Source organism: Klebsiella sp. w6 (genome assembly GCF_033100215.1).
In the GTDB taxonomy this organism is placed as follows: Bacteria; Pseudomonadota; Gammaproteobacteria; order Enterobacterales; family Enterobacteriaceae; genus Klebsiella; species Klebsiella variicola.
The window spans coordinates 1,079,111-1,093,815 of record NZ_CP136907.1 but is presented as its reverse complement, the minus strand read 5'-3'; the positions used below and the strand labels follow the sequence as shown (position 1 = coordinate 1,093,815).

Here is a 14,705-nt window from a genome sequence, read left to right as displayed (position 1 = left end):
CTGCTCTTCGTCGCTGCGATGGCGCACATATTACTTTCTGGTACTTATAAGTCAAACACTTTTTCGAGACCTTTTTTCGTTTGCACACTTCGCACGCAATTCGCGTGCAAAAACGGCAAAAAGGGCAATTTATCAACAGGAAATCAGACCTGACGCAGGCATAACGCCAAACAGCCAAAGCGGCAAAGGGTGATGAAAACCGGTATTGCGCAGGGGAAAAAGTGAAAAAGGCAAAAATAACGGCGGGAAGGGATGCGCCTCACTGAACAGCGAGGCGCGGAAACCTTAGTAACTGGACTGCTGGGATTTTTCAGCCTGAATACGCTGGTAGATCTCTTCACGGTGAACAGATACTTCTTTAGGGGCGTTTACGCCAATACGAACCTGGTTACCCTTCACCCCTAAAACTGTCACAGTGACCTCATCTCCAATCATGAGGGTCTCACCAACTCGACGAGTCAGAATCAGCATTCTTTGCTCCTTGAAAGATTAAAAGAGTCGGGTCTCTCGTATCCCGGCATTATCCATCATATAACGCCAAAAAGTAAGCGATGACAAATACCTTGCGGTATAAGGCAGTCATGGCATCACATTCTGTTAAACCTAAGTTTAGCCGATATACACAATTTCAACCCGACTTTATCGTTATCAGTACTTATGACGCAAGGTGCCGTTTCCCCGAGGTTACGGCACCTATACCCGCCATACTTCAAGTTGCCTGTGTGTTGGCTTTCCTCACTCACCCCAGTCACTTACTTGAGTAAGTTCCTGGGGATTCGCTGCGTCGCCGCCTTCCTGCCACTCGAATTATTTAGGGTATAGGCGTTTATAGTTATTACAGTTTTGCGCTGACCCAGCCTTTCACACTGGCTAACGCTGCAGGGAGAGCAGACGCATCGGTACCACCGGCCTGCGCCATATCCGGACGACCGCCCCCTTTACCGCCCACCTGCTGAGCGACCATACCAACCAGCTCCCCTGCCTTCACGCGATCTGTCACATCCTTAGACACACCGGCAATCAGGGAAACTTTACCGTCTGCGACCGTAGCCAACACCACAACCGTCGAACCCAGTTGGTTCTTCAGATCGTCAACCATGGTACGCAGCATCTTCGGCTCCACGCCGGCCAGCTCGCTGACCAGCAGCTTAACGCCGTTAATCTCTTCCGCTTTGCTGGAGAGGTTTGCGCTCTCCTGCGCCGCAGCCTGCTCTTTCAGCTGCTGCAGCTCTTTTTCCAGCTGACGGGTACGCTCCAGCGCGGCGCGAACTTTCTCGCCGAGATTGTGGCTGTCGCCCTTCAGCAGCTGTGCGATATCGCTGAGCTGATCGCTCTGCGCGTGCAGCATGGCTATCGCGCCTTCGCCGGTTACCGCTTCGATACGGCGCACGCCAGCGGCGGTACCGGACTCAGAGGTGATGCGGAACAGGCCGATATCACCGGTACGCGCCGCGTGAGTCCCGCCGCACAGTTCGGTGGAGAAGTCGCCCATCTGCAGCACGCGGACGCGGTCATCGTATTTCTCGCCGAACAGCGCCATGGCGCCGGATGCGCGCGCGGCATCGATATCCATAATGTTGGTTTCGATAGCCAGGTTACGACGGATCTGCGCATTGACCAGATCTTCGACTGCACGGATCTCTTCCGGCTTCATCGCTTCGAAATGCGAGAAGTCAAAGCGCAGCGCTTTATCGTTAACCAGCGAGCCTTTCTGCGCCACATGGGTGCCGAGCACCTGGCGCAGCGCCGCATGCATCAGATGCGTCGCGGAGTGGTTCAGACGGATACGCTGACGGCGAGCCTCGTCCACATCGGCCTGCACCGCGTCGCCCACTTTCAGGGAACCGCTGGCGACTTTACCGATATGACCAATGGCCTGACCGTACTTCTGCGTGTCGCTGACGGCGAAGGAGATGCCTGCGCCTTTCAGTTCGCCTTTATCGCCCACCTGGCCGCCGGACTCCGCATAGAACGGGGTCTGGTCGAGGATCACCACCGCTTCCTGGCCCGCGCTGACACTATCCACCGCTTTACCGTCGATAAACAGCGCAGTCACTTTGCCGTTCAGCTCCAGATGATCGTAGCCTTTAAATTCAGAGGCGCCGTCAACGCGGATCATCGCGTTATAGTCAGCGCCGAAACCGCTGGACTCGCGCGCGCGGCGGCGCTGCTCTTCCATGGCGGCCTCAAAGCCAGCTTCGTCAACTTTAATGTTGCGTTCGCGGCACACGTCCGCCGTCAGGTCGACCGGGAAGCCGTAGGTGTCGTACAGACGGAAGGCCGTTTCGCCATCCAGCGTGTCGCCTTTCAGCTTCGACAGCTCTTCATCCAGCAGCGCCAGTCCGCGCTCCAGAGTACGGGCGAACTGCTCTTCTTCAGTTTTCAGTACCTGCTCAACCTGAGCCTGCTGCTGTTTCAGTTCTTCACCGGCGGAACCCATCACGGCGATCAGCGGGGCAACCAGTTTCCAGAAGAAGGTGTCCTTCGCGCCCAGCATGTTGCCGTGACGGATCGCACGGCGAATGATGCGACGCAGCACGTAGCCGCGGTTTTCATTCGACGGGATCACGCCGTCAGCAATCAGGAATGCACAGGAGCGAATGTGGTCGGCAATCACACGCAGCGACTTGTTCGTCAGGTCGGTCGCGCCGGTGACTTTCGCCACGCTGGCGATCAGATCGCGGAACAGGTCGATATCATAGTTGGAGTTAACGTGCTGCAGCACGGCGGCAATACGCTCCAGCCCCATACCGGTATCAACGGACGGCTTCGGCAGCGGCTCCATGGTACCGTCAGCCTGACGGTTGAACTGCATGAAGACGATGTTCCAGATCTCGATGTAGCGGTCGCCGTCTTCTTCCGGGCTTCCCGGAGGGCCGCCCCAGATGTGATCGCCGTGGTCAAAGAAGATTTCGGTGCACGGGCCGCACGGACCCGTGTCGCCCATCTGCCAGAAGTTATCAGAAGCAAACGGCGCGCCTTTGTTGTCGCCGATGCGGATGATACGCTCGCGCGGAACGCCTACTTCATTGGCCCAGATGTCGAATGCTTCGTCATCGGTCTCGTAGACGGTGACCCACAGCTTCTCTTTCGGCAGGGCGAACCAGTTTTCACCGGTCAGCAGTTCCCATGCGTATTTGATGGCATCCTGTTTGAAGTAATCGCCAAAGCTGAAGTTGCCCAGCATTTCAAAGAAGGTGTGGTGACGCGCGGTGTAACCGACGTTTTCCAGATCGTTGTGTTTACCACCCGCACGCACGCAACGCTGCGCGGTGGTCGCGCGCGAGTAATTACGTTTGTCGAGGCCAAGGAAGACATCCTTGAACTGGTTCATCCCGGCGTTGGTAAACAGCAGGGTTGGATCGTTGTGCGGTACCAGGGAGCTGCTGGCAACTACCTGATGTCCCTTACTATGGAAAAAGTCGAGAAACGCCTGACGGATCTCAGCGGTGCTCTTGCTCATAATTATCCTGAAATCAAGCTACACGTCATCCTTCAAGTCGCCTCTGTCCTGGCTGCGCTTGCTCTCCCGGCACCGAACTGACGTGCGTTCCAGAAGATGTTCTCTCTTGCCGCCCTGATGCAGCTTGAATGATTTTGTGTATAAGGAATAATCGCCCTGGACGCTGTCTGTACTGTCACAACCAGCGGCCCGACGGAATAAAGTGGGAATAAGATAAGTTTTCTTTACGGCGAAGTAAAATCCCCGATGGGTCAATCTGCAAAATTTCGCCAGATTTCCTGGATATCTTCCATCAGGTAGCCGCGGTAAAGCAGGAATCGCTGAACTTTCACTTTTTCAGTAAAGGCGGAAGGTAACGGTTCGCCGTATTTACGCTGCGCCTGCTCCCTGGCAAGGCTCACCCAGTCGATATCACATTCGCGCATCGCCTGTTCAACGTCCTGGCGGGCAATCCCTTTCTGGCTGAGCTCCTGACGAATGCGCGCCGGGCCATAGCCTTTGCGGCTCCGGCTGGCGATGAACTGGCCGACAAAACGGTGATCGTCGAGATAGCGGTTTTCGATACACCAGGCAACCACCTGCTCCAGCTCTTCGGGGGTGACGTCCAGCGCCTCGGGGCCATTTTTGCTCATTACTGGTGCAGCCAGTTTGCGCCGCAGCTCCTGTTCGCTGTGGTCGCGCATGGCCAAAATGCGGATAGCGCGGTCCAGCAGGCGGGCGTAGCCGGAGCGGCGTGATGAAGGTTCAGTCACAGGCACCTCAATAATCTAAAAAATGCAAAAGGGCCGCATAAGCAGCCCTTTATCACTCTGTTAGACGATATCAGAAATCTTGTTCCGTTTCTTCTGCGTCGTTGCCGTCAACGGCGAAGTCCGGCGTAGAGTCCTGGTTGTTGAGCAGCAGTTCGCGAACTTTCTTCTCAATTTCTTTCGCCGCCGCCGGGTTCTCTTTCAGCCAGGTGATCGCGTTCGCTTTACCCTGACCAATTTTGTCGCCGTTGTAGCTGTACCAGGCGCCCGCTTTCTCAATAAGCTTCTCTTTCACGCCCAGGTCAACCAGCTCGCCGAAGAAGTTGATGCCTTCGCCGTAGAGGATCTGGAATTCAGCCTGTTTGAACGGCGCGGCGATCTTGTTCTTCACCACTTTGACGCGGGTTTCGCTGCCGACGACATTGTCGCCCTCTTTCACCGCGCCGATGCGGCGGATGTCCAGACGCACGGAGGCGTAGAACTTCAGCGCGTTGCCGCCGGTGGTGGTTTCCGGGTTACCGAACATTACGCCGATTTTCATACGGATCTGGTTGATGAAGATCAGCAGCGTGTTGGACTGCTTCAGGTTACCCGCCAGCTTACGCATCGCCTGGCTCATCATACGCGCCGCGAGACCCATGTGAGAATCGCCGATTTCGCCTTCGATTTCCGCTTTCGGCGTCAGCGCCGCGACGGAGTCGACGACGATAACGTCAACCGCGCCAGAGCGCGCCAGCGCGTCACAGATTTCCAGCGCCTGTTCACCGGTATCCGGCTGAGAACACAGCAGGTTGTCGATATCCACGCCCAGTTTGCGCGCATAGACCGGGTCCAGCGCGTGTTCGGCATCGATGAACGCACAGGTTTTACCTTCACGCTGCGCTGCGGCGATAACCTGCAGCGTCAGGGTGGTTTTACCGGAAGATTCCGGGCCGTAGATCTCGACGATACGGCCCATTGGCAGACCGCCGGCGCCGAGCGCAATATCCAGAGAAAGCGAGCCGGTGGAGATGGTTTCTACGTCCATAGAACGGTCTTCACCCAGGCGCATGATGGAGCCTTTACCGAATTGCTTTTCGATCTGGCCCAGTGCAGCCGCCAACGCTTTCTGTTTGTTTTCGTCGATCGCCATTGTTACTCCTAATCATGCAGGGTGAAGCGTGTTCGCTTCGCCGTTAATATTTGTTCAGTTGAGGCAATTATACTGTATGGTCATACAGTATCAAGTGTTTTGTAGAAATTGTTGCCAGAGCAGATTGAGCGCATAGGCCGTCGCCTGACGACGCACCGCTTCGCGGTCTCCGGCAAAGCATTCGCGCCGCGTCACGCCTTGCCCGCTCACGCTGGCGACACCAAACCACACCGTGCCGACCGGCTTTTCGTCGCTGCCGCCATCCGGCCCGGCGACGCCGCTAACGGAGATGGCATAGTCCGCGCGCGCCGCGCGCAGTGCGCCGATCGCCATCTCGACCACCACCGGTTCGCTCACTGCGCCGTTCTCCCGCAGCGTCGCTTCGCTGACGCCGATCATTTGCGATTTGGCTTCGTTGCTGTAGGTCACAAAACCGCGTTCAAACCACGCTGAGCTGCCGGCAATATCGGTGATCGCTTTCGCTATCCAGCCGCCGGTGCAGGATTCCGCCGTGGTCACCGTCGCACCGCGCGCCTTCAGCGCCCGGCCCACCTTCTCGCTTAGCTGCATTAATTCTGAATCGGTCATTATCGCCCCGCTTTGGTCTGGATAAAGAGGCCATCAAAGATAGCACTTTCCACAGAGATATGGGGACGAGGTGTGGAATTTACGAGGGGACATCCAAAATGAATCATCCCGGCGACGCCGGGATGATAAATCGCACGATTACTTCATGCTGGCGGCGATCAGCGCCACGTTATGACGCATCATTTTCACATAGCTATCCGCGACGCCACCCGGTGCGGAGAGCGCCTCCGGATAGAGTTCGCCCCCCGGCTGGGCGCCTGTCGCGCTGGCGATTTGCTTCACCAGCCGCGGGTCAAGCTGGTTCTCCATAAACCAGGTATGGACGCCATCGGCTTTGATTTGCTTAATCAGCGCCGCCACCTGCGCCGCGCTGGCCTCGCTCTCTGAAGAGAGCCCCTGTGGCGCGAGGAATGTCACATTGTAAGCGCGGCCAAAATAGCCGAAGGCGTCATGGCTGGTCAGGACCTTGCGCTTTGCCAGCGGAATGGCGCTGAACTGCGCTTTCGCCCAGCCGTCGATATTCGTCAACTGCTCGATATAGCGCTTGCCGCTGCTGGTCAACGCCGCTTTATCTTCCGGGTCGGCTTTCACCAGACCATCGAGGATATTCTGCGCATACAACGCACCGTTCGCCGCGCTGTTCCAGGCGTGGGGATCGGTCACCGTTTTGCCATCCTCATCAAGGGTATGGGTCTTGACGCCTTTCGAGGCCACCACCAGCTCGCCCTTAAAACCAGAGGCCTTAATCAGACGATCCAGCCACCCTTCCAGCCCCAGGCCGTTGACCACCACCACGTCGGCCTTGCTGAGCAGCGCACTATCTTTCGGCGAGGGCTCGAAGGTGTGTGGATCGCCGTCCGGGCCGACCAGCGTATCGACATGGACATGCTCGCCGCCGACCTGCTGCACCATATCACCCAGCACCGAAAAACTGCTTACCACGTTCAGCGTTTTTGCCATCGCCCCCTGCGCCATCAGCCCCAATGCCAGCGCCACAACCATTGCACTACGTTTCATCATTTCCTTACCCCATCAATTTGCGCCAGCCGACCAGCAGCCGGCTATGCGTGCCAAAAAACAGCGAAATAAAAAACAGCGCGCTGGCGGTCAGCACGATGGCGGGCCCGGCGGGAAGACTGGCCGCCCAGGAGAGACTTAATCCCAGCCAGGCGCAGAGTGCGCCGGAGAGCGCCGCCAGCAGCAGAATGCCCGGCAGCGTTCGCGCCCAGCAGCGCGCGGCAACCGCCGGAAGCATCATCACCCCTACCGCCATCAGCGTGCCGAGTACCTGAAACCCCGCCACCAGATTAAGCACCAGCAGCGCCAGAAACAGTCCATGCAGCAGCGCGGGAAGGCGGGGGTGGTTCACCTGCAGCCAGGCGCTGTCGAACGCCTCGCTGACCAGACCGCGGTAGCACAGCGCAATGCACAGCAGCGTCAGGCTGGCGACGCCGCTGACAAACAGCGCCGCGTCACGATCGACCGCCAGAATAGAGCCAAATAACAGATGCAGGAGGTCGACGCTGGAGCCGCGCAGCGACACCAGGGTGACGCCCAGGGCCAGCGATCCCAGATAAAATCCGGCAAAGCTGGCGTCCTCTTTTAACGGTGTCCGCCGGCTCACCCACCCGGCCACCAGCGCCACCACGATGCCGGCGATGAAGCCGCCCAGGGTCATGGCCAGCAGCGACATGCCGCTCAGCAGATACCCCACCGCCACCCCGGGGAGAATGGCGTGCGACAGCGCATCGCCCATCAGGCTCATACGCCGCAGCAGCAGGAAGACGCCCAGCATGGTGGTGCTCAGCGACAGCGCCAGACACACCACCAGCGCCCGGCGCATAAAACCAAATTCAATAAAAGGCTGAAAGAAGGTGTGCCAGATCATGCCGACCTCGCATGACTGAAAGCCGGAAGTACCGCCCGGGTGACGCCCCAGCAGGCGCGTTGGGAAGTCAGCAGCAGCGTCTCGGGGAAAAAGTCGGCCACCCGCTGGTTATCATGCAGCACCGCCAGGATGGTCTGCCCCTGCTGATGCATCTCGAGGATCAATTCCATCAGTTCCCGGCAGGTCGCTTCGTCGATGCCGGTGAAGGGCTCGTCGAGCATCACCAGCGGCGCCTGCTGCACCATCACCCGGGCAAACAACATGCGCTGAAACTGGCCGCCGGAGAGCGCCTCAATCGGCGATTTCGCCAGACCCGCCAGCCCGACCCGCTCCAGCACCGCGCTGATACGTCGCCGGGTATCGCCGCCCAGACCGCGTAGCAGCGACACGCCGGGCCATGCGCCCTGACTCACCACATCCTGCACGTTGAGAGGAAACTGCGACTCGAGGGCATGGCGCTGCGCCAGCCAGCCAATCACCGGCCGTTTCCCCTGCCAGCGCAGGCGGCCACTGACCGGTGGTAGAAACCCGGCGAGCGTTTTCAGCAGCGTTGATTTTCCGCAGCCATTGAGGCCAACGATTGCTGTCAGGCTGCCGGGGCATATCATCCCGCTCAACGGTGGGGTGATCGCCACCCCGTCATAGCCAGCGACCAGTTGCTCCAGCTCAATCATGGCAGCGCCACCGCCCACCAGGTCGCTAACCATAGCGCCACCAGCAGCACGCCTGCGATGGTCGCGCGCGTCGCGCCGGAGGCCATAAAAACTGATGTGAACATATTTCACCTCTTTTAATGTTATAACATAACAATACAGAAGCGAAAAAAGAATGTAAATCAGTGTCAGTGAGCAGAAATGTAACAAAGGTCAACAAGAGGCATGCGGGCGGGTAAAAACGGGAGGTTAAGCGCGGCCGCCCCGGCGTCATCCCCCGGTCGCGCTGCGCTTACCGGGGCTAGCAACCGGATACCGCATCGTAGCCCGGATAAAGCGCTGCGTGCCGCTATCCGGGGAGGCGCGGAATCTGTCAGTAACGTAGCCGCTGTGTTGCCGATGGGTGACAAGCTGTCATTGAACTCTCCCCCGGTCGCGCTGCGCTTACCGGGGCTAGCAACCGGATACCGGACCGTAGCCTGGCTAAGGCGCTACGCGCCGCTATCCGGGGAGGTTCGAAATCTGTCAGTAACGTAGCCGCTGTGTTGCCGATGGGTGACAAGCTGTCATTGAACTCTCCCCCGGTCGCGCTGCGCTTACCGGGGCTAGCAACCGGATACCGGACCGTAGCCTGGCTAAGGCGCTACGCGCCGCTATCCGGGGAGGTTCGAAATCTGTCAGTATCGTAGCCGCAGTGTTGCCGATGGGCGACAAGCTGTCATTGAACTCTCCCCCGGTCGCGCTGCGCTTACCGGGGCTAGCAACCGGATACCGGACCGTAGCCCGGCTAAGGCGCTACGCGCCGCTATCCGGGGAGGCGCGGAATCTGTCAGTAACGTAGCCGCTGTGTTGCCGATGGGTGACAAGCTGTCATTGAACTCTCCCCCGGTCGCGCTGCGCTTACCGGGGCTAGCAACCGGATACCGGACCGTAGCCCGGATAAGGCGCTGCGCGCCGCTATCCGGGGAGGCGCGGAATCTGTCAGTAACGTAGCCGCAGTGTTACCGATGGGCGACAAGCTGTCATTGAACTCTCCCCCGGTCGCGCTGCGCTTACCGGGGCTACCAACCGGATACCAGACCGTAGCCCGGATAAGGCGCTACGCGCCGCTATCCGGGGAGGCGCGGAATCTGTCAGCCGGATGAAAATCAGTACCCGCCACGGGCCTGAGAAACCGCCAGGCCCAGTTGCCAGACGGCCATCGCGTAGTGGGTGCTGTGGTTATAGCGGGTGATGGTGTAGAAGTTCGGCAGCCCGTACCAGTACTCATAGCCGGTGCCGACATCCAGCCGTAGCAGACTGGCCTGCTGATGGTTACCCAGCGGCTGGGTTGGGGTTAGCCCCGCCGCCGCCAGCTGCGACACGCTGTATTTGGTTTTGAAACCATTCTCCAGCCCCGGTGCCTGGCCCAGCGCCTGCACCGCCACCAGATCGCCGCTCACCCAGCCATGCTGTTTGAAGTAGTTGGCCACGCTGCCGATGGCATCCACCGGGTCCCACAGGTTGATATGGCCGTCACCGTTAAAATCGACCGCATACTGCTTATAGGAGGACGGCATAAACTGGCCGTAGCCCATCGCCCCGGCGAAAGAACCTTTCAGATCCAGCGGGTCGTCGCTTTCGCTGCGCGCCATTAACAGGAAGGTTTCCAGCTCCGACGAGAAGTATTCAGCGCGGCGCGGGTAGCTAAATGACAAGGTCGCCAGCGCATCAAGGATGCGGGTTTTGCCCATCACCCGACCCCAGCGAGTCTCCACGCCGATAATGCCGACGATGATTTCCGGCGGCACGCCATAAACCTGATAAGCGCGGTTCAGCGCATCCTGATACTGGTTCCAGAACACCACGCCGTTCTGCACATTATCCGGGGTAATAAACTGTTTCTTGTAGCGCAGCCAGGCGCCGGTCGGCCCGGTCGGCGGCAGGCCGGTCGGCGCCTGACGATCCATCAGCCGCAGGACGTAATCCAGGCGCTTAGCCTGCGACAGGATCTCCTGCAGCTGCTGTCTGTCGAAGCCGTGCTTCGCCACCATCTTATCGATGAACTGCGCCGCCGCCGGATTGTTGGCGAAGTCGCCGCCCATCTGCATCACGTTATGCTGCGGTTCCAGCAAAAAGCCGCCGGTTCCACTCGCCATCTCCGTTTCCGCGGGGGTCTTGGGTTTGCTGCTGCAGGCAGCGAGGAGCACACAAAGGGGAAGTAAAGCCAGATAGCGACGCTTCAACATGGGAATTCCGTTTAACAAATTCAGCAAGGGATAATTATGGTAAAGCATGCGACGACCAACAAGAAAGCGACAATCCGTTTGTAGACAAAATAGTCCTTCACCGACCCCTTCCCGGCATGCTGCCATGCGCCTCATCGTTTCATCCTCTTGCCTTCAAACTTTCAAAATAAAATATTTATCTTTCATTTTGCGATCTATTTAACACTTTAAAACCTTTCAAAATGATTAAAATCAGCCTGCAGTTAGCAAGAAAAATAACACGCTGAAGGAGAGAACAATGATTGACGTCGTTACCCACGGCGCGGAGTGGTTTATCGGCCTGTTTCAGAAAGGCGGCGAGGTATTTACCGGCATGGTGACCGGGATCCTCCCCTTACTGATCAGCCTGCTGGTGATCATGAACGCGCTGATCAACTTTATCGGCCAGCAGCGGATCGAAAAACTGGCGCAGCGCTGCGCCGGAAATCCGATCTCCCGCTATCTGCTGTTGCCCTGCATCGGCACCTTCGTTTTTTGTAACCCAATGACCTTAAGTCTCGGCCGCTTTATGCCAGAGAAGTACAAGCCCAGCTATTACGCGGCGGCGTCCTATAGCTGCCACTCGATGAACGGTCTCTTTCCACATATCAACCCCGGCGAGCTGTTTGTTTATCTCGGCATCGCCAACGGCCTCACCACGCTTGGCCTGCCGCTTGGTCCCCTGGCGGTGAGCTATCTGCTGGTTGGGCTGGTGACCAACTTCTTCCGCGGCTGGGTCACCGACCTGACCACCTCTATTTTCGAGAAAAAAATGGCGATTCAGCTTGCCCGGAAAGTGCATCTGTCAGGAGCGACATCATGACCCGCATTCGTATTGAGAAAGGCACCGGCGGCTGGGGCGGCCCGCTTGAGCTCGACGTCGTCGAGGGCAAAAAGATCGTCTATATCACCGCCGGCACCCGCCCGGCGATCGTTGACCGCATCGCCAGCCTGACCGGCTGGCAGGCGGTGGACGGTTTTAAAGAGGGCGAACCGGCGGAAAGCGACATCGGCGTGGCGATTATCGACTGTGGGGGTACCCTGCGCTGCGGGCTCTATCCCAAGCGCCGTATCCCTACGGTGAATATCCATGCCACTGGCAAATCGGGGCCGCTGGCGCAGTATATCGTCGAGGATATTTACGTCTCCGGGGTGAAAGAAGAGAACATCAAACTGCTGGAAGATAGCGGCGAGACGGCAGCGCAACCACTCCCTGCCGCGGGCCGCGATTATGACGCCAGCAAAAAGATCACCGAACAGAGCGACGGCCTGCTGGCTAAGGTCGGGATGGGGATGGGATCGGTGGTGGCGGTGCTGTTCCAGGCCGGACGCGACACCATCGACACGGTGCTGAAAACCATTCTGCCGTTTATGGCCTTCGTCTCGGCGCTGATCGGCATCATCATGGCCTCCGGCATCGGCGACTGGATTGCCCACGGCCTGGCGCCGCTTGCCAGCCATCCGCTGGGGCTGGTGACCCTGGCGCTGATCTGCTCCTTCCCGTTGCTGTCGCCATTTCTCGGCCCCGGCGCCGTTATCGCCCAGGTCATCGGCGTGCTGATCGGCGTCCAGATCGGCCTTGGCAACATTCCACCGCACCTCGCCCTGCCCGCGCTGTTTGCCATTAACGCCCAGGCCGCCTGCGATTTTATCCCGGTAGGCCTGTCGTTGGCCGAGGCCCGTCAGGATACCGTGCGCGTCGGCGTGCCGTCGGTGCTGGTCAGCCGCTTCCTCACCGGCGCGCCAACCGTGCTGATCGCGTGGTTCGTTTCCGGATTTATTTACCAGTAAGAGGTTCCTGAAGATGACCGTCATTTACCACACCACCATTACCCGCATCGGCGCCTGCGCGACGATGGCGCTGGAAGAGCAGATGCTGATCACCTTCCGCGAGGGCGCCCCGGCGGATATCGAAGAGTATTGCTTTATTCACAACCACGGCGAGCTTGCCGGCCCCCTGGCGCCGGGCGCAGAGCTGCAGCTCGGTGACAGGCGTTATCCGGTGACCGCCGTCGGCGAGGTCGCCGAACAAAACCTGCGCGAGCTGGGCCATATCACCCTGCGCTTCGACGGCCATCGTGAAGCGGAGTTTCCCGGAACTGTTCACGTCGCCGGCCCGGTGCCGGACGCTATCGCGACCGGCTGCGTACTGAAATTTGTTGCTTAGAAGGAGAGAAAGATGAATCAGGTTGCTGTTGTCATTGGTGGCGGACAAACCTTAGGAGAGTTTCTGTGCCGCGGTCTGGCCGCCGAGGGCTACCGCGTGGCGGTGGTCGATATTCAAAGTGAAAAAGCCAGCCGGGTCGCCCAGGAGATCAACGCTGAATATGGCGAAGGCACGGCATACGGCTTCGGCGCCGACGCCACCAGCGAAGCCAGCGTCACTGCCCTGGCTCACGGGGTGGATGAGATTTTCACGCGCGTCGACCTGCTGGTGTACAGCGCCGGGATTGCCAAAGCGGCGTTTATAAGCGACTTCGCGCTGGGGGATTTCGACCGCTCGCTGCAGGTGAACCTGGTGGGCTATTTCCTCTGCGCCCGCGAGTTCTCGCGGCTGATGATCCGCGACGGCATTAAGGGACGCATCATTCAGATCAACTCGAAGTCCGGCAAAGTGGGCAGTAAGCACAACTCCGGCTACAGCGCGGCGAAGTTCGGCGGCGTCGGGCTGACCCAGTCGCTGGCGCTGGATCTGGCGGAGTACGGTATTACCGTCCATTCGCTGATGCTCGGCAATCTGTTGAAATCGCCGATGTTCCAGTCGCTGCTGCCGCAGTATGCCACCAAGCTCGGTATCGATGAGAGCGAAGTCGAGCAGTACTACATCGATAAGGTGCCGTTGAAACGCGGCTGCGATTACCAGGATGTGCTGAACGTGTTGATGTTTTACGCCAGCCCGCAGGCGTCGTACTGCACCGGGCAGTCAATTAACGTTACCGGCGGCCAGGTGATGTTTTAAAAGGTTCCCGGATGGCGCTGCGCTTATCCGGGCAAAAAAACCATAGATACTGTTATCGGTTTGCAACGGTTTTGGTTGGGGAAAAACATGTGCTTTGTGTTAATTCCGAGCACATTGCGCTCCCGATATTTCTTCTGCGTTATGGCTCTCATGGCGCAGGGAGCGCACAGAGGGCGGCCAGTCGCCGCCGCCCTCTGTACTCCCGGGCTCTGGCCGCCAAAATCGCCACTTCGTGGTACCTTCGACTTATCCCGGCAGGCTCCGGGTCGGGCCGAGGCAGCGTCCCTGCAAATCACGGCCCTCAGCCCGCATCCATGCGGGCTGCCCCGGCCTTCCGGGAACGTCTCAGCGATTTTGAGGCCACCAACACCGCAGTTTCAGTAGCCATGGTTACAAGATAGAGATCTTAAGCTCACAATGGCACGGACCGTAGGCCGGATAAGGCGCAGCCGCCATCCGGCGCGAAAGTAGCTCTTTACCCGCGGTTATTGCCCGGCGGCGCTACGCTTGCGCGGGCCTACAGATCACATGCCAGCGTAGGTCGGGTCAGGCGCTAGCCGCCACCCGACAAAAAACGGTACCGGGGTTGTACCCGATACCCCACCTTCAGGAGACATTATGGTTACCACATTAATCACCGTCGCCGCTATCGCCTGGCTGACTCAGCTGGCTTTCGGCGGCTGGCAAATTCGCCGCTTCAATCGCGCCTTTGATAGCCTTTGCCAGCAGGGCCGCGTTGGCGTCGGCCGTTCCTCCGGGCGCTTTAAACCGCGCGCGATTGTCGCTATCGCCGTCGATGAAAACGATCGTATTTGCGACACGCTATTGATGAAGGGACTCACCGTCTTCGCCAGTCCGCAAAAAATCCCCACGCTTAGCGGTAAACATCTCGAGGAATTGCAGCCTGATGTGATCTTTCCCAATGATCCGCTCTGTCAGAATGCACTATCATTAGCGCTTAATCCGAAACATGCATAATTTCGTTGTGAAAGTTAATATCTTGCGAAATTATCACTTCGAAACTTAA

14 protein-coding genes are annotated in these 14,705 nt (G+C 58.6%); 5 read left to right on the top strand and 9 right to left on the bottom strand.

Features of this window, described 5'->3' with window-relative positions:
• Positions 1–285: 285 nt before the first annotated feature.
• The 9 genes from csrA to mltB form a co-directional block, all read right to left on the bottom strand.
• The gene (gene csrA / locus R0140_RS05370; RefSeq protein ID WP_000906486.1) at positions 286–471 is read right to left on the bottom strand and encodes a carbon storage regulator CsrA; all 186 of its coding nucleotides are present in this window, start codon (positions 469–471) and stop codon (positions 286–288) included.
• Between the two features lie 364 nt (positions 472–835).
• On the bottom strand, positions 836–3,463 hold the full coding sequence (alaS, locus tag R0140_RS05365; RefSeq protein WP_032740868.1) for an alanine--tRNA ligase: 2,628 nt from the start codon (positions 3,461–3,463) through the stop codon (positions 836–838).
• 251 nt (positions 3,464–3,714) lie between these two features.
• Positions 3,715–4,215 (bottom strand): recombination regulator RecX, encoded by a 501-nt coding sequence (recX, locus tag R0140_RS05360; RefSeq protein WP_008806152.1) that lies wholly within the window; start codon positions 4,213–4,215, stop codon positions 3,715–3,717.
• A 70-nt stretch (positions 4,216–4,285) separates the two neighbouring features.
• On the bottom strand, positions 4,286–5,344 hold the full coding sequence (recA, locus tag R0140_RS05355; protein WP_004205686.1) for a recombinase RecA: 1,059 nt from the start codon (positions 5,342–5,344) through the stop codon (positions 4,286–4,288).
• Between the two features lie 90 nt (positions 5,345–5,434).
• Positions 5,435–5,932, bottom strand: coding sequence for a nicotinamide-nucleotide amidase (pncC, locus tag R0140_RS05350; RefSeq protein WP_008806153.1), 498 nt, complete (start codon positions 5,930–5,932; stop codon positions 5,435–5,437).
• Positions 5,933–6,070: 138 nt separating this feature from the next.
• Positions 6,071–6,949: a metal ABC transporter substrate-binding protein gene (locus R0140_RS05345; RefSeq protein ID WP_016161684.1), complete on the bottom strand. Its 879-nt coding sequence runs from the start codon at positions 6,947–6,949 to the stop codon at positions 6,071–6,073.
• A 7-nt stretch (positions 6,950–6,956) separates the two neighbouring features.
• Positions 6,957–7,820 (bottom strand): metal ABC transporter permease, encoded by an 864-nt coding sequence (locus tag R0140_RS05340; RefSeq protein WP_012540788.1) that lies wholly within the window; start codon positions 7,818–7,820, stop codon positions 6,957–6,959.
• Complete coding sequence (locus tag R0140_RS05335) at positions 7,817–8,527, bottom strand: metal ABC transporter ATP-binding protein (RefSeq protein ID WP_012540787.1); 711 nt, start codon at positions 8,525–8,527, stop codon at positions 7,817–7,819. Before R0140_RS05335 ends, R0140_RS05340 begins: the two co-directional genes overlap by 4 nt.
• 1,094 nt (positions 8,528–9,621) lie before the next feature.
• Complete coding sequence (mltB, locus tag R0140_RS05330) at positions 9,622–10,701, bottom strand: lytic murein transglycosylase B (protein WP_012540785.1); 1,080 nt, start codon at positions 10,699–10,701, stop codon at positions 9,622–9,624.
• A 277-nt stretch (positions 10,702–10,978) separates the two neighbouring features.
• Here mltB and R0140_RS05325 point away from each other — a divergent pair, with 277 nt between their 5' ends.
• From R0140_RS05325 to gutM, 5 genes are all read left to right on the top strand, one after another.
• Positions 10,979–11,542: a PTS glucitol/sorbitol transporter subunit IIC gene (locus R0140_RS05325; RefSeq protein ID WP_022065932.1), complete on the top strand. Its 564-nt coding sequence runs from the start codon at positions 10,979–10,981 to the stop codon at positions 11,540–11,542.
• Positions 11,539–12,510 (top strand): PTS glucitol/sorbitol transporter subunit IIB, encoded by a 972-nt coding sequence (locus R0140_RS05320; protein WP_012540783.1) that lies wholly within the window; start codon positions 11,539–11,541, stop codon positions 12,508–12,510. The genes R0140_RS05325 and R0140_RS05320 overlap by 4 nt, the downstream gene beginning before the upstream one ends.
• 13 nt (positions 12,511–12,523) lie before the next feature.
• Positions 12,524–12,886, top strand: a complete 363-nt coding sequence (gene srlB, locus R0140_RS05315; protein WP_048964376.1) for a PTS glucitol/sorbitol transporter subunit IIA — start codon at positions 12,524–12,526, stop codon at positions 12,884–12,886.
• 12 nt (positions 12,887–12,898) lie between these two features.
• Positions 12,899–13,678 carry a sorbitol-6-phosphate dehydrogenase gene (srlD, locus tag R0140_RS05310; RefSeq protein ID WP_008806161.1) on the top strand — a complete coding sequence of 260 codons (780 nt, stop codon included), beginning with the start codon at positions 12,899–12,901 and terminating at the stop codon, positions 13,676–13,678.
• A gap of 618 nt (positions 13,679–14,296) precedes the next feature.
• Complete coding sequence (gutM, locus tag R0140_RS05305; protein WP_099217056.1) at positions 14,297–14,656, top strand: transcriptional regulator GutM; 360 nt, start codon at positions 14,297–14,299, stop codon at positions 14,654–14,656.
• Positions 14,657–14,705 lie beyond the last annotated feature (49 nt).